Origin of the sequence: Lentzea sp. NPDC058436 (assembly GCF_042721515.1) — a bacterium.
Taxonomy (GTDB): domain Bacteria; phylum Actinomycetota; class Actinomycetes; order Mycobacteriales; family Pseudonocardiaceae; genus Lentzea.
Genome location: NZ_JBHXLF010000002.1, coordinates 949,954 through 968,948 on the forward strand (window position 1 = coordinate 949,954; position 18,995 = coordinate 968,948).

At 68.7% G+C, this 18,995-nt stretch carries 19 protein-coding genes; 10 read left to right on the plus strand and 9 right to left on the minus strand.

The window, feature by feature from the left end; genetic code table 11:
• Positions 1-21 precede the first annotated feature (21 nt).
• From ACFWN2_RS11715 to ACFWN2_RS11725, 3 genes are all read left to right on the plus strand, one after another.
• Positions 22-783 carry an SDR family oxidoreductase gene (locus ACFWN2_RS11715; protein ID WP_382426830.1) on the plus strand — a complete coding sequence of 254 codons (762 nt, stop codon included), beginning with the start codon at positions 22-24 and terminating at the stop codon, positions 781-783.
• On the plus strand, positions 780-1,634 hold the full coding sequence (locus ACFWN2_RS11720) for an SDR family oxidoreductase (RefSeq protein WP_382426832.1): 855 nt from the start codon (positions 780-782) through the stop codon (positions 1,632-1,634). The genes ACFWN2_RS11715 and ACFWN2_RS11720 overlap by 4 nt, the downstream gene beginning before the upstream one ends.
• Positions 1,635-2,147: 513 nt before the next feature.
• Positions 2,148-2,522, plus strand: a complete 375-nt coding sequence (locus ACFWN2_RS11725; RefSeq protein ID WP_382426833.1) for a hypothetical protein — start codon at positions 2,148-2,150, stop codon at positions 2,520-2,522.
• Here ACFWN2_RS11725 and ACFWN2_RS11730 read toward each other — a convergent pair.
• The gene (locus tag ACFWN2_RS11730; protein ID WP_382426835.1) at positions 2,506-3,636 is read right to left on the minus strand and encodes a steroid 3-ketoacyl-CoA thiolase; all 1,131 of its coding nucleotides are present in this window, start codon (positions 3,634-3,636) and stop codon (positions 2,506-2,508) included. The genes ACFWN2_RS11725 and ACFWN2_RS11730 overlap by 17 nt on opposite strands.
• Positions 3,637-3,763: 127 nt before the next feature.
• Between ACFWN2_RS11730 and ACFWN2_RS11735 the strand changes: the two genes are divergently transcribed.
• A complete protein-coding gene (locus tag ACFWN2_RS11735; protein WP_382426837.1) occupies positions 3,764-4,990 on the plus strand; it encodes a cytochrome P450 in 1,227 nt (408 codons plus the stop codon).
• 49 nt (positions 4,991-5,039) lie between these two features.
• Here the strand turns inward: ACFWN2_RS11735 and ACFWN2_RS11740 are convergent, their stop codons facing one another.
• From ACFWN2_RS11740 to ACFWN2_RS11760, 5 genes are read right to left on the minus strand one after another with little or no spacing between them, the layout of a single operon-like run.
• Positions 5,040-5,480 carry a nuclear transport factor 2 family protein gene (locus tag ACFWN2_RS11740; protein WP_382426839.1) on the minus strand — a complete coding sequence of 147 codons (441 nt, stop codon included), beginning with the start codon at positions 5,478-5,480 and terminating at the stop codon, positions 5,040-5,042.
• The gene (locus ACFWN2_RS11745) at positions 5,477-6,337 is read right to left on the minus strand and encodes a TIGR03619 family F420-dependent LLM class oxidoreductase (RefSeq protein ID WP_382426841.1); all 861 of its coding nucleotides are present in this window, start codon (positions 6,335-6,337) and stop codon (positions 5,477-5,479) included. The genes ACFWN2_RS11740 and ACFWN2_RS11745 overlap by 4 nt, the downstream gene beginning before the upstream one ends.
• Positions 6,334-7,476 carry a thiolase domain-containing protein gene (locus tag ACFWN2_RS11750; RefSeq protein WP_382426843.1) on the minus strand — a complete coding sequence of 381 codons (1,143 nt, stop codon included), beginning with the start codon at positions 7,474-7,476 and terminating at the stop codon, positions 6,334-6,336. The genes ACFWN2_RS11745 and ACFWN2_RS11750 overlap by 4 nt, the downstream gene beginning before the upstream one ends.
• Entirely contained in the window at positions 7,477-8,532 is a 1,056-nt protein-coding gene (locus ACFWN2_RS11755) for a thiolase domain-containing protein (protein ID WP_382426845.1), read from the minus strand.
• A gap of 7 nt (positions 8,533-8,539) precedes the next feature.
• On the minus strand, positions 8,540-9,484 hold the full coding sequence (locus ACFWN2_RS11760) for a Zn-ribbon domain-containing OB-fold protein (protein WP_382426846.1): 945 nt from the start codon (positions 9,482-9,484) through the stop codon (positions 8,540-8,542).
• 45 nt (positions 9,485-9,529) lie between these two features.
• Between ACFWN2_RS11760 and ACFWN2_RS11765 the strand changes: the two genes are divergently transcribed.
• The 4 genes from ACFWN2_RS11765 to kstD are packed head-to-tail and all read left to right on the plus strand — an operon-like array spanning position 9,530 to position 14,246.
• Complete coding sequence (locus ACFWN2_RS11765; protein ID WP_382426848.1) at positions 9,530-10,558, plus strand: LLM class F420-dependent oxidoreductase; 1,029 nt, start codon at positions 9,530-9,532, stop codon at positions 10,556-10,558.
• Positions 10,559-10,583: 25 nt separating this feature from the next.
• Positions 10,584-12,098, plus strand: coding sequence for an acyl-CoA synthetase (locus tag ACFWN2_RS11770; RefSeq protein WP_382426849.1), 1,515 nt, complete (start codon positions 10,584-10,586; stop codon positions 12,096-12,098).
• The gene (locus tag ACFWN2_RS11775; protein ID WP_382426850.1) at positions 12,091-12,543 is read left to right on the plus strand and encodes a pyridoxamine 5'-phosphate oxidase family protein; all 453 of its coding nucleotides are present in this window, start codon (positions 12,091-12,093) and stop codon (positions 12,541-12,543) included. The genes ACFWN2_RS11770 and ACFWN2_RS11775 overlap by 8 nt, the downstream gene beginning before the upstream one ends.
• Positions 12,540-14,246 (plus strand): 3-oxosteroid 1-dehydrogenase, encoded by a 1,707-nt coding sequence (gene kstD / locus ACFWN2_RS11780; protein ID WP_382426851.1) that lies wholly within the window; start codon positions 12,540-12,542, stop codon positions 14,244-14,246. Before ACFWN2_RS11775 ends, kstD begins: the two co-directional genes overlap by 4 nt.
• On the opposite strand, the gene ACFWN2_RS11785 is transcribed toward kstD, so the two are convergent.
• Positions 14,243-14,965: an HAD family hydrolase gene (locus ACFWN2_RS11785; protein ID WP_382426853.1), complete on the minus strand. Its 723-nt coding sequence runs from the start codon at positions 14,963-14,965 to the stop codon at positions 14,243-14,245. The two genes, kstD and ACFWN2_RS11785, sit on opposite strands and share 4 nt — an antisense overlap.
• 147 nt (positions 14,966-15,112) lie before the next feature.
• On the opposite strand from ACFWN2_RS11785, the gene ACFWN2_RS11790 reads away from it, so the two are divergent.
• Entirely contained in the window at positions 15,113-15,484 is a 372-nt protein-coding gene (locus ACFWN2_RS11790; protein ID WP_382426855.1) for a hypothetical protein, read from the plus strand.
• A 58-nt stretch (positions 15,485-15,542) separates the two neighbouring features.
• Here ACFWN2_RS11790 and ACFWN2_RS11795 read toward each other — a convergent pair whose 3' ends face one another.
• On the minus strand, positions 15,543-15,974 hold the full coding sequence (locus tag ACFWN2_RS11795; RefSeq protein WP_382426857.1) for a hypothetical protein: 432 nt from the start codon (positions 15,972-15,974) through the stop codon (positions 15,543-15,545).
• On the opposite strand from ACFWN2_RS11795, the gene ACFWN2_RS11800 reads away from it, so the two are divergent.
• Complete coding sequence (locus ACFWN2_RS11800; protein ID WP_382426859.1) at positions 15,938-18,187, plus strand: tetratricopeptide repeat protein; 2,250 nt, start codon at positions 15,938-15,940, stop codon at positions 18,185-18,187. The two genes, ACFWN2_RS11795 and ACFWN2_RS11800, sit on opposite strands and share 37 nt — an antisense overlap.
• Here the strand turns inward: ACFWN2_RS11800 and ACFWN2_RS11805 are convergent.
• Positions 18,174-18,965: a crotonase/enoyl-CoA hydratase family protein gene (locus ACFWN2_RS11805; RefSeq protein ID WP_382426861.1), complete on the minus strand. Its 792-nt coding sequence runs from the start codon at positions 18,963-18,965 to the stop codon at positions 18,174-18,176. The two genes, ACFWN2_RS11800 and ACFWN2_RS11805, sit on opposite strands and share 14 nt — an antisense overlap.
• Positions 18,966-18,995: the final 30 nt, after the last annotated feature.

The window sequence follows — 18,995 nt, forward strand, 5'->3', positions numbered from 1 at the left end:
GTGCCGAAGCGACCGGGGTAGGTGCTTGTGGAACTGGACCTTCACGGAGCAGTGGTCCTGGTGACCGGCGGCGTGCGGGGTGTCGGTCTCGGCATCACCCGCGCGTTCCTCGCGGCCGGGGCCGTCGTCGTGACGTGCGCTCGGCGTCCCGCAGGGGTCGACGGCGCGTCCTTCGTGCCGTGCGACGTGCGGGACGCGGACCAGGTGTCCGACCTGGTGTCCGGGATCGTCGCCGAACACGGCCGGTTGGACGTCGTGGTGAACAACGCCGGCGGCGCGCCGTTCGCGTTGGCGGACAAGGCCTCACCGCGGTTCCACTCGAAGATCGTCGAGCTGAACCTGCTGGCACCGCTGCTGGTGTCCCAGGCGGCCAACTCCGTCATGCAGAAGCAGGACGGTGGCGGTTCGATCGTCAACGTGAGCAGCGTGAGCGGACGGCGTCCGTCGCCCGGCACCGCTGCCTACGGCGCAGCGAAAGCCGGGCTCGACAACCTGACCTCGTCACTGGCCGTCGAGTGGGCGCCGAAGGTGCGGGTCAACGCGCTGGCCGTGGGCATGGTGCGCACCGAGCAGTCGCATCTGCACTACGGCTCCGAGGCCGGGATCGAGGCCGTGGCGAAGACCGTGCCGTTGGGGCGCCTCGCCTCGCCGGACGAGGTCGGAGCCTGTGCGGTGTTCCTGGCTTCACCGCTCGCGTCCTACGTGAGCGGCGCGACCCTGGTCGTGCACGGCGGGGGAGAGGCACCCGCGTTCCTGACCGCAGCCGATGGAGGTCCTTCATGAGCCGGGTCGTGATCGTGACGGGGGCGGGCCGAGGCATCGGCCGTGCCCACGCGCTGGCGTTCGGTGCCGCCGGCTACAGGGTCGTGGTGAACGACCTGTCGGCGGCGGTCGCGGGCGAGGTGGCGGAGCTTATCGGGCCCCGAGCGGTCGTCAACACCGACGACGTCGGCACCTGGGCGGGCGCGCAACGGCTGGTCGAGGCGGCGGTGTCGGAGTTCGGCGGACTGGACGTGCTCGTGAACAACGCCGGCATCGTGCGCGACCGCATGGTCGTGAGCTGCGCCGAGGACGAGTGGGACGAGGTCGTCCGGGTTCATCTGAAGGGTCATTTCGCGACGCTGCACCACGCCGCAGCGCACTGGCGTGGCGTGGCGAAGGCCGGCGGGCGCGTCTCCGGCAGGGTGATCAACACGTCGTCCGGCGCGGGCCTGTTCGGCAGCGTCGGCCAGGCGAACTACTCTGCGGCCAAGGCGGGCATCGCCTCGATGACGCTGGTCGCGGCAGCCGAACTGGCCAGGTACGGCATCACGGTCAACGCCATCGCCCCGGCCGCGCGGACCCGGATGACCGAGGCGACGTTCGCGGACATGATGGCGGCACCGGAGGACGGCTTCGACGCGATGGCGCCGGAGAACATCTCACCGCTGGTCGTGTGGCTCGGCAGCGAGGAGGCAGGGGACGTGACCGGGCGGATGTTCGAGGTCGACGGCGGACGCGTCTGCGTCGTGCACGGCTGGCGGCGTGGGCCGGAGGTCGACAAGGGCTCGCGCTGGTCGCCGGACGAGCTGGGTGCGGTCGTGCGCAAGCTCGTTGCGGACGACCACCCGGTGCCGGTGTACGGGGCCGAGTAGCTTCGATCATGTGAGCCGCCTCGCCGCCGTGCGGGCCGCGTTGTCGTGGCTCAGCGATCAGTAGTCCGCTGACCTGCTGAAATGCGCCGGGCTGAGTGAAGCGGGGATCGGTGTGCCGACGGTCTTGCCGGCCGTCGGAGGCACGGGGTGTTCGTGAAGCCGTTGCCGCTGTACGACCGGAGCCGCGGTCGGAGAGTCCGACGACGCCGATCTGCTGACACCGCTCGTCTGGTCGGTATCGGTAGGCGACGAGTGCTGCTGCCGGCCCGACGTTCCTCCTGCAGACGGGTGCTGGTGTGCGACCGCGGAGGTCGTCGTTGATGTACTCCTGAGCGCGCCCGCCGCAGCCCGGGCAATTGCTTTCGGGGGCTGAGGCGGCTGCTGACAGGGGAACGGAGATCCGGCGCTGGATCGAGGCGCTGCGGAACCCCGCTGCGAGCATCGTGCCGTTTCCGGAGTGCTTCGTCCACAGCCTCGCGTGGGCTCAACGACCCGGCGTTCGAGGTGGGAGCGGTGGCAGCCGGCGTGGAGTTCATGAACTCCCAGGGCCTCCTGCACTTCGACGCTCACTTCCAGAACGTCCTCACCGACGGCGAACGCCTCTACTTCGCCGACTACGGCCTGGCGATCTCCTCCCGGTTCGACCTGTCCGAGGAGGAGACCGCGTTCCTCACCGAGCACCACGACTACGACCGCCACTACACCGTCACACACCTGGTGTGGTGGTTCTCGCACTCCTCCCGCTCACAAGGAGTCCCGCCGCGAATCAAGCAGATCCTCCACCGCCACAACGACGTCGCCGCGATCATGAAGGACTTCTACCGCCGCTTCCAGCACGAGAGCCGGCGGACCCCGTACCCGGCGGCCGACCTCAGATCCGTTCGATGATCGTGCCGGTCGCCATGGCACCGCCCGCGCACATCGTGATCAACGCCGTCGTCGCGTCCCGGCGCTCCAACTCGTGCAGCGCGGTCGTGATCAGCCGCGTACCGGAGCTGCCCACGGGGTGGCCGATGGCGATGGCGCCGCCGTTGACGTTGACCCGGTCCAGGTTCGGCCGGTGCACCGACGCCCACGACAGGACGACGGAGGCGAACGCCTCGTTGACCTCGAACAGGTCGATGTCGGCCATCTTCATGCCGCTGCGCTCCAGCAGCCGCGCGGTGGCGTCGACCGGCCCGTCCAGGTGGTAGTACGGGTCCGATCCGACCAGGCACTGCGTGACGATCCGCGCCCGCGGGGTGAGGCCGTGCGCCCGCGCGAACTCCTCGTCCACGACCATCACGGCCGAGGCGCCGTCCGAGATCTGCGACGACGTGCCGGCGGTGTGCACGCCGTCCGGTACGACGGGCTTCAGCGTGGCCAGCGCTTCGAGGGACGTCTCGCGGAGCCCCTGGTCGGTGTCCACCAGGTCCTCGCCGACCTTCACCGGCACGACCTCTGCGGTGAACCGGCCCGCCGCCCACGCCGCCCGCGCCCGGTTCTGCGACTGGACGCCGAACCGGTCGACCTCCTCGCGGCCGATGCCACGCCGGGCGGCCACCCGTTCGGCGGCGACGAACTGGTTGGGCAGGTCGATCGTCCACGAGTCGGGGCGGGGCAGGCCGGTCGTCTCGCTGATGTTGCTGCGCAACGGCACGCGGCTCATCGCCTCCACGCCGCACGCGATGCCGGCGTTGATGACGCCCGCCGCGATGAGTCCGGCGACGAGGTGCGTGGACTGCTGGGCCGAGCCGCACTGGGCGTCGATCGTGGTGGCGCCGGTGGTCTGCGGCAGGCCGGCGTGCAGCCAGGCGGTCCTGGTGATGTTGCTCGACTGCTCGCCCGCCTGGGTGACGGTGCCGCCGATGACCTGTTCGACGGTGGACGGATCAAGACCGGTCCTGTCAAGAAGACCTCGTTGTGCCGCGCCGAGGAGCTCGGCCGCGTGCAGGCCGGACAACCAGCCGTTCCGCCTGCCGATGGGCGTGCGCACCGCTCCCACGATCACCGGACTGCCCACGCGAGCCTCCTAGGCTGGAAACTAGAACACGTTCCTGTGAAGCTCCAGATTGGCCGTGTGGGGGCTTCAACACAAGGCGCAACCGTGTTTGAATCGGATAGAACGCGTTCCACCTAGGAGGTTGCTCGTGAGCAAGCCGCGCATCCCGGAAGGCTTCGACTTCACCGACCCCGACATGTACGCGAGCAGGCTGCCGTTCGAGGAGTTCGCCGAACTGCGCCAGACCGCGCCGATCTGGTGGAACTCCATCCCGCAGGGATCGGCCGGGTTCCCCGACGACGGCTTCTGGGTCGTGACGAAGCACCGCGACGTCAAGGAGATCTCGCGCAACAGCGAACTCTTCTCCAGTCGCGAGAACACGGCGATCATCCGGTTCAAGGAGGACATGCCGCGCGACAACATCGAGATGCAGCGGCTGTTGTTGCTCAACATGGACCCGCCGACGCACACCAAGCAGCGCGCGATCGTCTCGCGCGGATTCACGCCCCGCGCCGTGAACAGCCTGCGCGAGGCGCTCGCCTCCCGCGCCGAGCGGATCGTGGCGGAGGCGTTGGAGAAGGGCAGCGGTGACTTCGTCTCGGACGTGGCGTGCGAGCTGCCGCTGCAGGCCATCGCCGAGCTGATCGGCATCCCGCAGGACGACCGGCGCAAGATCTTCGACTGGTCGAACCAGATGATCGCCTACGACGACCCCGAGTTCGAGATCGAGCCGCTGACCGCGGCCACCGAGCTGCTCGGCTACTCGTGGACGATGGCGGAGGACCGGCGCAAGTGCCCGCGCCAGGACATCGTCACCAAGCTCGTCCAGGCCGACGTGGACGGCGCCGGGCTCGCGTCCGAGGAGTTCGGGTTCTTCGTGCTCCTGCTCGCCGTGGCGGGCAACGAGACCACGCGCAACGCCATCACGCACGGCATGAAGGCGTTCTTCGACCACCCCGAGCAGTGGGAGCTGTTCAAGGACCAGCGCCCCGCGACGGCCGGCGACGAGATCGTCCGCTGGGCCACGCCGGTCGTGTCGTTCCAGCGCACGGCGATGGCCGACACCGAGCTCGGCGGCGTGGAGATCAAGCAGGGGCAACGGGTCGGGATGTTCTACTCGTCGGCCAACTTCGACGAGGAGGTCTTCGAGAGCCCGGAGACGTTCGACATCACCCGCGACCCCAACCCGCATCTCGGGTTCGGCGGCAGTGGCGCGCACTTCTGCATCGGCGCGAACCTCGCCCGGCTGGAGATCGACCTGATCTTCAACGCGATCGCCGACGCCATGCCGAACATCAGGCAGGTCGCCGAGCCGCGGCGGCTGCGTTCGGGCTGGCTCAACGGCATCAAGGAGTTCCGCGTCCAGTACGCGTGAGAACGACTGAGGCCCCCTCCGGTGTCGCGGAGGGGGCCTCGCCACGTGTTCAGGACTCGATGCGCAGGGTCGCCATCGCGCGTTCGGTCTCCCAGAACGCCCGCATCGACTTGATCAGGCCGTCCTCGCCCACGTTGTAGACGAACACGCCCTCGGTGTCGACGCGCGCGCCACCGGGCAGGAACGCGGTGATCGTGCCGACGTTCGCACACTCGGAACCGGCCGCGAACGAGTCGTGCATCGCGAACTCGAAGCGTTCGACGTTGGCGATCGCGAGGTCCCAGAAGGCCGCGATCGCCTCCTTGCCGTGGTGGCCCTTGCCCTCGTTGTCGAACATCGACGGGCCCACCGGGTCCTCGACGACGGCGTCCTCGGCGAAGAGGGCCAGCCATTCGTCCTTCTTGCCGCTGGACACGGCCTCCATCGAACGCCAGGAGGCCACGCGGGCGGGTGTCTCGGTCTTGGACGCCGTCCAGGTCACTGCGGTCACGCGAGCTCTCCGATCACCTCGTCGGCGAAGCGCCGAAGTCCGTCCTTCTTGGCCTGCAGGCTGCCGTCGAAACCGACGCCGTAGAACAGCCACGGCACGACGATCGTGTCGGTCACGCCCACCTCGGCCAGCTGCTTGTACCCGTCGAGCCCGAACCGGTCGATGCACACGGCCTGGATCTCGAACGGCTTCTCGAACGCGCCCAGGTCGTCGAGCGTCGCGATGACCGACTTCAGCTCCTCGAACTTGATCATCGCCGACGTCCAGCCGTCACCGACGCGGGCAGCGCGCTTCAACGCGGCGGGGGAGTGGCCACCGACGTAGAACGGCACCGGCGAAGTGGGTGCCGGCGACATCTGCAGCCGGTCGAAGTCGAAGTAGTCGCCGTGGTACTCGACCATGCCGCCGCCCAGCACGAGCTTCAGCACGTCGATCATCTCGTCCACGCGCGGGCCGCGGTTCTTGAACGGCACGCCGCACCACTCGAACTCCTCCGGCGACCAGCCGAGGCCGACGCCGAACCCGAACCGGTTGCCGGTCAGGTGCGCGACCGACCCGACCTGGCGCGCGAGCAGGAGCGGGTTGCGGGAGCCCAGTTTCAGGACCTGGGTGTAGAAGTTGATCCGGGACGTCACCGCGCCCATCGCGGCCGCCGCGACGAACGGGTCGACCCACGGGGTGTCGGCGTTCCACATCCGCGAGCCGTCCGGCGTGTACGGGTAGTCCGCGGAGACCTTCTCCGAGAAGAAGAGGGAGTCCGGCAGCGCGATGGAGGCGTAACCGCACTCCTCGGCGGTCTGGGCCAACTCGGTCAGCTGGTCGAGCGGGCTCATGGCGATGCCGACCGTGAACTTCATGGCTTCTCCGATCCGACGACCCACATGGCGAAGAACTGCGAACCACCGCCGTAGGCGTGGCCCAGCGCGACCCGCGCGCCGTCGACCTGGTGGTCTCCTGCGGTGCCCATGACCTGCATCGCGGCCTCGGCGAACCTCAGGAGCCCTGACGCGCCGATGGGGTTGGACGAGAGCACGCCGCCGCTCGGGTTCACGGGCAGGCGGCCGCCGATCTCGGTCTCGCCCGCCTCGGTGAGCTTCCAGCCCTGGCCGACGTCGGTGAAGCCGAGGTTCTCCAGCCACATCGGCTCGAACCAGGAGAACGGCACGTAGATCTCGGCGGCGTCCACTTCGGACAGCGGGTCGGTGATGCCCGCCTGCTTCCACAGCGCTTTCGCGGCGTCGCGACCGGCCTGCGGGTTGACCTGGTCGCGGCCGGCGAACGTCGTCGGCTCGGTGCGCATCGCGGTCGCGCGGATCCAGGCCGCCTTGCCCGAGGTGGGTTCGGAGGAGATGACGACCGCGCAGGCGCCGTCCGACGACGGGCACGTCTCGTCGTACCGGATCGGGTCCCACAGCATGGTGGAGGCCTGCACCGACTCGACGGTGATGTCCGGTTGTTTCAAGTGTGCGTAGGGGTTTTTCGAGCCGTTGCGGCGGTCCTTGGCGGCGACCATCGCGCCGATGTGCTCAGGTGCGCTCGCCCGGCGGATGTAGGAACGCACGTGCGGTGCGAAGTAGCCGCCCGCGCCCGCGTGCACCGGCATGGTGAACGGCGTCGGCACGGACAGCGCCCACATCGCGTTGGACTCGGACTGCTTCTCGAACGCCACGGCCAGCACGCGGTCGTGGACGCCGGACTGGACGAGCGACGCGGCCACGTTGCCCGTGCTGCCGCCGACCGAACCGGCGGTGTGCACGCGCAGCAACGGTTTCCCGACGGCGCCCAGCGCGTCCGCGAGGAACAGCTCGGGCATCATCACGCCCTCGAACAGGTCAGGTGCCTTGCCGAGCACCACGGCGTCGATGTCGGACCAGTCGACGCCGGCGTCGGCCATCGCGCGGTCGATCGCCTCGCGGCACAGGCCCGCCATCGACACGTCGAGGCGCTTCGCGGCGTGGTGCGTCTGGCCGGTGCCGACCACTGCTGCCGGTCGCATCTACTCCCGCCCTTCCATGACGCAGACGAGGTTCTGCTGGAGCAACGGGCCGCTGGTCGCGTGCCCGAGGACCTTCTGGGCCGTGCCGTCGTGGATCCGGCGCGCGGCCTCGCCGATGCGCGCCAGACCGGCGGAGAACATCGGGTTGCCCGCGAGCACCCCGCCCGACGGGTTGACGCGCACGTCGTCACCGAGCCCGAGTGCCTGGCGCAGCAGGATCTCCTGGTGGCTGAACGGCGCGTGCAGCTCGGCGACCTGGACTCCGTCGGCGCCCGCCGCCTTGCCCGCGGCGACCGTGGACGGGGAGGTTGTGAGATCACGCGTGCCGAACGACGGTGAGTCGACGCGGTGCGCCAGCCCGGTGATCCACGCGGGGCGTTCGCACAGCTCGCGCGCCTTGTCACCGGCGGCCAGCACGATGGTGGCCGCGCCGTCCGTGATCGGGGCGCAGTCGTGACGCCGCAACGGGTCCGCCACGTACGGAAGGCTCAGCAGCTCGTCGGCGTCGACCTCACCGGACAGCTGGGCCAGTGGGTTCGACAGCGCGTTGGCACGGCTCTGCGCGGCCACGGACGCCATCGCGCGTTCGTCCCACAGCCCGTTCTCGATGCCCATCCGCGCCTGGATGCCGGCGAGGCCGAGCGTGTCCGGCCACAGCGGAGTGACGAGGTAGGGGTCGAGCTGCATCGCCATGACCCGCCGCAACTGGCCCGCTGACGACTTGCCGAAGCCGTAGACCAAGGCGGTGTCGATCTCTCCGCAGAGCAGTTTCACCCACGCCTCGTACAGCGCCCAGGCCGCGTCCATCTCGACGTGGGACTCGGCGATCGGTGGGAAGGCGCCGATCGCGTCCACCGCCGAGACGAACGAGAACGCCCGCCCGGCCAGGTAGTCCGACGAGCCCGAGCACCAGAAGCCGATGTCGGTCTTGGTGAGTCCCAGGCCGCCGAGCACCTCGTGGAAGATCGGGACCAGCATCTCGACACCGTTGGTGGTGCCGTCGGTCTCGCGCACGCAGGGCGTCTGCGCGAAGCCGACTACCGCAATGTCACGCACGCGAGCCTCACAGGTGCTGGGAGTAGGAGTCGAACGGCGCGTCCGGTTCGTCGGACGGCTTGAAGTGGTCGATGTTCTGCATCGTCGGTCCCCACTCCTCGCGCGGCTTCCAGACCGCCTCGACGCGCATGCCCATCCGCACGTCCTCGGGCGCGACGCCGAGCAGCAGGTGCAGGAACGGGATGTCCGCGCCGTCGAGCAGCACGTACGCCGAGACGTACGGCGGCGGGATGCGCTGGCCCAGGAACGGCACGTTGACCACGCAGAACGTCGTGATCGTGCCGCGGTCGGAGAGCTCGATCTGGTCCGTCGTCGGCACGCCGTCGGTGGGACAGGCCGGTCGCGGCGGGAAGTAGACCTTCTCGCACGACGGGCAGCGCTGGGCGATCAGCCTGCCTTCCATGAGGCCGCGCAGAAACGGGTCCTCCGTCGGTGACGCCGAGTGCGTGTAGTGCAGGTTCACCGGCGTGGTCACCATCGTGACGTCCTCGGCGTCGGCCGGTTCCGCGGCGGGCTCGTCGGAGATCTCGAAGCACTCGATGTCGGTGATCGCGCCGACCCGTTCTTCACGCCACCTCGCACGCACGCGTGTTCCGGTGGAGATCCGGTCCGGCGAACCGGCGTCGACGGCGTGCAGCATCGAGGTGTCCGCGCCGTCGAGCTGGATCAGCGCCCACGCGAACGGCCGGTCTAGCGGCTGTCCTTCGAGGGGCTCGGGAATCCACGACCACCCGCGCACGACACCGGTCGCCGTCACGTCCACGAACTCGTGGAGGCGTTCGGCGGTCACGGGGTCGTATTCGAGCGGCGGCACGTGCACGCGCCCGTCACTTCCCCGGATCCCGGTCACCCTGCGGCGGCGCAGATCAGAGAGGAACCGGCCCAGCGTCGGGCCGAGGGAACGCGTGTAGTCGAAGCCAACGTCGAGCGGAGCACTCAGCGGCCGAGTCACAGATCAAAGTGAAACAGGTTCTCGAAATGGTGGCAAGATGGGTGCATGAAGCTCGGTCTGCAGCTCGGGTACTGGGGTGCTCAGCCGCCCCTGAACGCCGCCGAACTCGTGGCGGCGGCGGAGGAGTTCGGCTTCGACGCGGTCTTCGCCGCGGAAGCGTGGGGATCGGACGCGTTCACCCCGTTGGCGTGGTGGGGATCCGAGACTTCGAGGGTGCGGCTCGGCACGTCCGTCGTGCAGATGTCGGCGCGCACGCCGGCCGCTTGCGCGATGCACGCGTTGACGCTGGACCACCTGTCCGGCGGGAGGTTCATCCTCGGGCTCGGCGTCTCGGGGCCGCAGGTCGTGGAGGGCTGGTACGGGCGGCCGTTCGCGAAACCCCTGGCCAGGACCAGGGAGTACGTGTCGATCCTGAGGCAGGTGATGGCCCGCGAGGCGCCGGTGCGCAACGACGGTCCGCACTACCCGTTGCCGTACCAGGGGCCTGGTGCTCTGGGGCTGGGCAAGCCGCTCAAGCCCATCACCCACCCGTTGCGCGCTGACCTGCCCATTTGGCTGGGCGCCGAGGGTCCGAAGAACGTCGCGCTGACGTCGGAGATCGCGGACGGGTGGCTCGCCATCTACTACGCGCCCAGGCTTGCCGGCATGTACGACGAGTGGCTCGACGAGGGCTTCGCCAAGTCGGGCCGGAGCAGGGAGAACTTCGAGGTCGCCGCCACCTGCCAGGTCGTCGTGACGGACGATCCGGCGTCGGTGCGGGCCATGCTGAAGCCGTTCGTCGCTCTCTACATCGGCGGAATGGGCGCGCCCGGCATGAACTTCCACGCCGAGGTGTTCACGCGCATGGGCTACGGCGAGGTCGTGCGCGACATCGGCGAGCTGTTCCAGGCCGGGCGCAAGGACGAGGCGGCGCGGGTGGTCCCGGACGAGCTGGTGGCCGAGATCAGCATCGTGGGCGACGCCGAGCACGTGCGCGAGGAGGTCCGCCGGTGGGAGAAGGCGGGCGTCACGACGCTGCTCGTCGGATGCCGCGACGTTGCCTCGATCAAGGCCTTGTCGGAGGCTTGTCAGTAGGTGAAACGCGTTCTACTTTGAGGGTGTGGTCACAGGACTCTGGAACATCGCTGCCGATCAGCCGGACCTGACCGCGCTGGTCGATCCGAGTGGTCGCGAGATCACCTACTCCGGGCTCGCGGACGACGCGAACCGCTACGGGCGCGGGTTCCGGGCACTGGGCCTGCAACCCGGCGACAGCATCGTGCTGATGCTGCCCAACAGCGCCGACCTGGTGGCGGTGTACTTCGCCGCCTACCAGACCGGCCTCTACGTCGTGATGGCCAACTGGCACCTGACCGGGGCCGAGGTCGCGTATCTCGTGCAGGACAGCGGTGCCAAGGCTTTCGTCGCGCACGAACGCTTTGCCGCCGCCGCTGCCGAAGCCGCGGCGAGTCTGCCCGCCGAGGCGCGGTTCGCGGTCGGTGAGATCGAGGGTTTCGCACCGCTGGCGACGCTCGGCGAGGGCGAGGAGGGCAGGCCGGACGGCCGGACCACCGGCTCACCGATGCTCTACACGTCCGGCACCACCGGGCGGCCGAAGGGCGTGCGCAGGCCGTTGACCGGCGCGGATCCCGACAACGTGCCGCCGTCCGCCCCCTGGTTCTTCGGCATCTTCGGCATCAAGCCGCACGACGGGCACGTGCACCTGTGCGGTTCTCCGCTCTACCACACGGCCGTGCTCAACTTCGTGACCATCTCCATCCAGCTCGGCCACACCGCGGTGCTCATGGACCACTGGGCGCCGGAGGAGATGCTGCGGCTGATCGAACGCCACAAGGTCACCCACAGCCACATGGTGCCGACCCAGTTCCACCGCCTGCTGGCGCTGCCGGACGACGTCAAAGCCAAGTACGACATGGGTTCGCTGCGTTCGATGATCCACGGCGCCGCGCCGTGCCCGCTGGAGGTCAAGCGCCGCATGCTCGACTGGTGGGGACCGGTCGTGATCGAGTACTACGCGGCCACCGAGGGCGGCGGAACCGCGATCAGCGCCACCGAGTGGTTGCGCAAGCCGGGTTCCGTCGGGCTGCCGTGGCCGACGTCCGAGATCAAGATCCTGGGCGAGGACGGCACCGAGCTGCCGGTGGGCGAGCAGGGGCTCGTCTACATGCGGATGGGTGACTCGACGTTCGAGTACCACAAGGACTCCGAGAAGACCCGTGCCGCGCGCGTCGGGAAGCTGTTCACGTTGCAGGACATCGGGTATCTGGACTCCGACGGCTACCTGTTCCTGTGCGACCGCAAGAACGACATGATCATCTCGGGTGGCGTGAACATCTACCCGGCCGAGATCGAGGGCGAGCTGATCTGCCACCCGAAGGTCGCGGACGTGGCGGTGTTCGGTGTGCCGCACGCGGACTGGGGCGAGGCGATCAAGGCCGTCGTGCAGCCCGTGGACGGGGTGGACGGGGACGAGGCGCTGACCGAGGAACTGCTGGAGTTCGCGCGCACGCGGCTCGCCAAGTTCAAGCTGCCGCGCACGGTCGAGTACATGACCGAACTGCCGCGTGATCCCAATGGCAAGTTGTACAAGCGAAAGCTGCGGGACCGTGCGTGATGCTATCAGGATGTCGGCCGGCGAGGTCGAGGAGTTCCTGCGCGGGCAGAAGACGTTGATCGTGGCCACGATCGGACGCAACGGGCTGCCGCACCTGGCGCCGATGTGGTTCGCGTGGGTGGACGGCGAGATCGTGTTCTGCACGGACCGCAAGTCGCAGAAGATCATGAACCTGCGACGTGATCCGCGTTGCAGCGTGCTGGCCGAGGCGGGGGAGTCCTACGACCAGCTGCGCGGCGTGCACATGGAGGGCGTCACGGAGTTCACGGACCTCGGCCCGGTCGTGGACGCCGTGGTGGCGCGCAACTTCGGCGAGGTCGGCGACGACCCGCAGGCACGTGACGCGTTGCGCAAGGCGATGTCGAGGCGCGTCGCCGTGATCTTCCGTCCGACGAAGACCGCCAGCTGGGACCACCGGAAGACGATGTCTGGAGTGACACCGTGAACCTGAACCGCCGTCAGGTGCTCGCCGGAGCCGGCCTCGCGCTGGCCTCCGGACTGGTCAAGCCCGGTTCCGCCGCCGCGGACCTCGGCGAGTTCGACGTCGTGGTGGTGGGCGCGGGCGCGGCGGGCATGACCGCCGCGCTGACGGCCGCCAAGCGCGGCCTGAGCTGCGTGGTCGTGGAGAAGGCCCCGACGTACGGCGGCTCGGCCGCGCGGTCGGGCGCCGGCATCTGGATCCCCAACAACGAGGTGATCCTCGCCGCGGGAGTCCCGGACACGCCCGCGAAGGCCGCGCAGTACCTGGCGGCGGTGGTGGGCAACATCCCGTTGGCCCGTCAGCAGGCCTACCTGTCGCAAGGGCCGCAGATGATCTCGTTCGTCATGCGGAACAGCCCGCTGCGCTTCCGGCACATGGACGGCTACAGCGACTACTACCCCGAGTTCCCCGGCGGCATCGCGAAGGGCCGCTCGATCGAACCGGAGGTGCTCGACGGCCGCGTCCTCGGCGCCGAGCTCGCGAACCTGAACGCGCCCTACCTCGCCACGCCGGCGGGCATGGTCATCTACGGCGCGGACTACAAGTGGCTCGCCCTCGCCCTGGTCAACGCGAAGGGCGCCGCGACGGCCGCCGCGGCACTCGCCCGAGGTGCGGCGGCCTCACTGGCGGGGGAGAAGCCGCTGACGATGGGCCAGGCACTGGCCGGTGGCCTGCGCGCGGGCCTGCTGCAGTCGAACGTCCCGGTGTGGCTGAACACAGGCCTGCAGGACCTCGTGGTGGAGAACGGCGCAGTGCGCGGAGTGCTGACCTCAAGGGGAGTCGTGCGCGCCCGCCGTGGCGTGATCATGGGCTCCGGCGGCTTCGAGCACAACGCCGCCATGCGCGCCCAGTACCAACGCCAGCCGATCGGTACACAGTGGACGGTCGGCGCGAAGGAGAACACCGGCGACGGCCACCGCGCGGGCCAGCGCGCCGGCGCCGCTCTCGACCTGATGGACGACGCCTGGTGGGGTCCTGCCATCCCGACCCCCGGCTCCCCGTACTTCTGCCTGGCCGAACGCACGCTGCCCGGCGGCCTGATGATCAACGCGGCCGGCCGCAGGTTCGTCAACGAGGCCGCGCCCTACAGCGACGTCGTGCACGTCATGTACGACAAGAACCCCACCGACCCGTGCATCCCCTCGTGGCTGGTCGTGGACCAGAACTACCGCAACAGGTACCTCTTCGCCGACGTGGCGCCGACCCTGCCGCTGCCGGACGGCTGGTACCAGTCGGGCGCGGTCGTGAAGAACTGGTCCCTCGACGGCCTGGCCTCGGCCATCGGCGTCCCGGCCGGGAACCTGAAGTCCACCGTCAGCCGGTTCAACGGCCAGGCCGTGCTGGGCCGCGACCCCGACTTCAAGCGCGGCGACAGCGCCTACGACCACTACTACACCGACCCGGCGGTCTTCCCGAACTCGTGCCTCGCACCGCTGTGGGCACCGCCGTTCTACGCCTTCAAGATCGTGCCCGGCGACCTCGGCACCAAGGGCGGCCTGGTGACCGACGCGCGCGCCCGCGTGCTGCGGCCGGACGGTTCGGTGATCCCCGGCCTGTACGCGGCGGGCAACGTCAGCTCGGCCGTGATGGGGCGCAGCTACGCCGGGGCGGGGTCGACGATCGGGCCCGCAATGACGTTCGGGTACATCGCGGCCAACGACGTCTAGGGGCAGCGGCAGAAAGCAGGCGCCCCGGCGAACCTCATCTCGTCGGTGATGCGCAGGAACGGCCAGCCACCGGTCTCCGCGAGCAGGAGATCGGTGGTCTCGCTGTCGCCCACGACGAAGCAGACCGTCCGACCCTCCGTCAGCGCGGTGCTGACGGCGGCCGTGAACTCCGGCGTGCCCTTGGGGTGGCCGACCTCGCCCGAGACGAACACGCGCTGGAACCGGTCGGCGAGCCCGGACAGCGCGATCTTCGCGCGCTGCAGCGACCGGCAGCCGTCGGTGGCCAGCCACAGCTCGTGCCGTTCGGCGAGCGACTTCAGCGCCTGCTCCACACCGGGGAACGGGACCACCAGCGCCCGGCGCAGCCTGCGGAACGCCAGTGCGGCGGTGGTGGCGTCGGCTGAGCTGCCCAGGTCGTCTAGCGCGAGGCGCCACGCGCGCACGTCGTTGCCGACCAGGGACTCTACGATCTCGCGCGGCATCGGCAGCTCGTGGAAGTCCGCCCAGAGCGCCTCCCAGGACGCGACCCGTTCGACCTCGCGATGCGTGACCTGCCGGTTGTCCCGCCACTCCCGCCGGGCGGCCGCCAGCACGGTGTCGACCGCCAGGTCGTCCGCGGTGATCGAGAGCTCGTCCAGCACCGCGGCTATGGCGGCGCGCGCGGCGGTGCCGTCCGGGATCAGGCAGTCGTCGAGGTCGATGATCACGACAGGGCTCACGCGGCGATGCTAACGACCCTTGAACTCCGGCTTGCGCTTCTCCGAGAACGCCCGCGCTGTTCGCAGCTGGTCGTCACGTGCTCGGTCCAGCGTGAATTCCACCTTCGGAAGAAACAATTGGCGTACGTCAATCTATTTGGGTGCTGAATGGCACTGCGCCTTTGGGGTGATGTGCGGGCGCGCATGGAACTGTTTCAAGTGCTGATGTGTTCTTGTGGTGCAGAACCTGATCATTCGGAGGTAATCCCCGTGCCACTGCCCGCAGTAATAGCCGGCGTTGCCGCTGTCGGCGCCGGTGTCGCAAAATGGAGCAAGACTCCTCAAGGCAAGGCGTTCTGGTCTTCGGTGAAGATGTTCGCCGCGTACCGGATGCAGAGGGAGCACCCGAACGCCCCTGGGACGAGTCAGTTCGTCCAGGACGCTACGGCGGACTTCGCCGACAACGTCGCCAGTCCGATCGCTCAGAACGTGACGGGCGCTGTCCAGGAGCAGTACCGGCACTTCCGGCAGGATTCCTGAAGCGGGCCGCGCCGGTGGTGAGAGCGCGCGAAAACCAGACCACCGGCGTGGCGGCAGCTCAGCGGCGGCGTGTGTGGCCGTTCTCGTCGCGGCGTGGTTCGACGACGGATTCGACCAGGCGCACCACGTCGCCGTGCCGGACTTTGTCGAGCGCGCTTGCTCCGAGACGCCATCGCAGGATGAAGTCGAGCGAGGTGGAAATTCCGACCAGAAAGCTCAGAATCAGAATGACGTGCAAGGGTGCTGACATGAGAAGTGCGGAGATCAAACAGCTGCTTCCGGTGAGGCGCAACGCTCTGCCGACCATCATGTTCTTCGCCTTCCTATTGGTGTGATTTCGATGGTCTCGCGTCTCGAACGCGTTCGGGTCTGTCTGGAGGATCCCGGAACGGTGCTGGAACGGATTCGGATCGATGCCGGAACCCAGGTTCGGCAGGACAGGACAGACGTGTGATGCCGCAGGACGAGGCACCGCCAGCGCTGACGGCACCTCAGGCCCTTGGTGCGATCCTGCGCAAGGCGTTGGCTCGGACGAACTTCTCGCAGAAGGACGTCGGGGAACATCTGCACCACAGCAAGACGGCGATGTCCAACCTCTTCAGCGGTGTCCGCCCGTTCGACTGGGAGACGGTTGCAGGCGTCGCCCGCCACATTGATCCCGATGACCTGTGGGTCGAGTCGCTCAGAGCGTTGTGGCGGCTCAGCGCGCTGCATCACAACGGGGAGGACGTGCCTCAGCGACTGGTGAACGCCGAATTGTTCGCTCTGCGGGATGCGTTGGACGCGGGGCTTCCGTCCTACTTCCCGCGAGACATCCGGGACTTCGTCAACCGCGTGGACGAGATCGAGGCCATTTCTGCTCATGCGCACGAGGGCTGGTCCGTGCTGGCGATCAGCGGTATGGGCGGCGTGGGCAAGTCGCGGCTCGCGATTCGAGCGGCGCACCGGTTGGGCGACAGCTGGCCCCACCTGCATCTGTACCTGGACCTCAACCGGAAGGATGGGACGGCGCTCGATCAGCGTGAGGCGTTGAGCCTGCTCCTTCGACAGACGGGTGTGCCTGCGGAGAGGTGGCAAGAGGATCGTGGTCGGGCCTGGCAGGACGCGCTGCGCGGCAAGCGGGTCTTGCTGGTCCTGGACAACGCGAGCGGTGCTGAACAGGTGCGTGAGCTCCTTCCGCCCGGAACGACTCACCTGACCATAATCACGTCACGTTGTTTGCTCGGCTTGGAGGACGCCAGACAGTTCAACATCGGGCGGTTCTCGAGGGAAGCCGCGGTCGAGTTGCTCGCGACGGTCAGCGAGCAGCCTGCGCAGTCAATTCCGGAGCCAGTGCTGGATGCCTGCGGTGGACTGCCGATCGCACTGCGAGCCATCGGCCTCAGGTTGGGCAGGACGTCCGCGGACACCGTCCTGGCCAGCGTGAGTGAGGCTCGTACTCGACTTCGGGCGTTGCGCGCGGCGGAGGGTGAATTGGACGTGCTGGCCTGCCTGTTGGTGAGTTACAGGGCGTTGTCAGCGGACCGCCGACGGTACTTCCGCAGACTGGCCGCGATTCCGGGGACGGACTTCGGCGTCGGGGTGGCGGCCGCGGTCCTCGAACTGCCGGAGAGCGCAGCCGCACAAGAATTGACGGAACTGGCTGCCCGAAGCCTCCTCGACGTGGGATCGGCGGGACGGTTCACCATCCACGACCTCTACAGGCTGCTCGTCGTGCACGTCGCGGACCAGGACGCCGAGCACGGGGAGGCGGAGGCCGCCGCGTTGCGGGCAATTCGGTGGTACGAGTCGGAGGTGCGTCGCTTGGGGGCCGACCACGCGAGGGACGGACAGCCGGTCGGCGCCGGCCTGCCCTGGCGCGACCGTGAAGGCGGCAACCTGGTGGCGGTGGTCGATGCCGCTGTGACTCAGCAGCAGTGGAACCTGGTCGTGAGCCTCGCCATGGAACTGCAGGGCTACTACATGTACCGGGGTCTGTTCGTTGAGGCGGAGACCGTGCTCAGACAGGGACTTGCCGCTGCGGTGGAGTCAGACGACATCGGTGCGATCGCGGACATGAGCGTGCATCTCGCGCTTCATCTCGGTGGCCGCGACCGGCCGAGCGATGCCGTTGACGTTCTGGTGCCGTTGGCCGGCCGATCCATGACGGTGCGGAGGAAGTCCTACTTACTGGCTCATCTCGGTGCGCACCAGCGCGACAGCGGTGATGTGACCGCGGCGCTCGTCACGCTCGAAGAGGCGCTTGTCCTAGCCAGGGAGGTTGACGATCCGCGCCACACCGCATGGGTGTTGAACTATCTCGGCCTCACGTTGCAGCGAGCAGGCGACCCACAGCGTGCGTTGGCTCTTGAGGTCGAAGCCGAACAGATCTATCGGGAGCACAACGACATTCCCAGTCTGGTCTGGACAGCGGTATACCAGTCGCACAGCTTGGAGAGCCTGGGGCGGCACGGCGAAACCGCGGCACTGCTCAACTGGGCGCTCGCGCAGTCCACCGGGCCGGACGACGTCGGCACCGCCTCGTGGATCTTGACCAGGACGGCCCAGCACCAGGCCAACATCGGGGAATGGCTCGCGCTCGCCAGCACTGCCCGCAAGCTGCGCGAGACGGGCGAGGTCATGCGGAACGATCATGTGCGCAAGCAGGCCGACAGGTTCGAGGGCATCGCTCGGGCCGGATCGTCGACCGTCAGCGGCCCTTGAACTCCGGCTTGCGCTTCTCCGAGAACGCCCGCGGCCCCTCCTTGGCGTCCTCGCTGGAGAACACCTCCATGCCGAGCCTGGCGTCCACCTTGAACCCGTCGTTCTCGTGCATGGCCTCGGTCTCCCGCATGGTCTGCAGGATCTTCTGGACCGCGATCGGCCCGTTGGCCGTGATCAGCGCGGCGAGTTCGAGGGCCTTGTCGAGCGCCTGGCCGTCCGGCACCACGTGCCCGATCAGCCCGATCTCCTTGGCCTCCGCCGCCCTGATGTGCCGTCCGGTCAGCAGGAGGTCCGCCGCGACCGTGTACGGGATCTGGCGCGGCAGCCGCACCGCCGAGCCGCCGAGGGGGAACAGGCCCCAGCGCGCCTCCGAGACGCCGAACCGTGCGCTCTCGCCGGCCACGCGGATGTCCGTCGCCTGAAGGATCTCGGTGCCGCCGGCGACCGCCGGGCCCTCCACCGCCGCGATGAGCGGTTTCGTCAATCGACGTCCTTTCAGGAGCGGTTCGATGACGGAGAAGTCGAACTTGCCGGCGTTCTCGCTGGGGTGGTTGGAGGTCATGGCCTTCAGGTCCGCGCCCGCGCAGAACGAGCCGCCGGCGCCGGTCAAGATGCAGACGCGGACGTCCGGATCGGTGTCGACGCGGTCCCAGGCCTCCTTCATGATGGCCAACATGGGGCCGGACAACGCGTTGCGGACCTCCGGGCGGTTCATCGTGACGACCAGTGCGTTGCCCACCAAGTCCACCAACGCGTGTGGTTCTGTCGTGGTCGTCATTCGCGCGCCTCCTGGATCGAGTCTGACCGC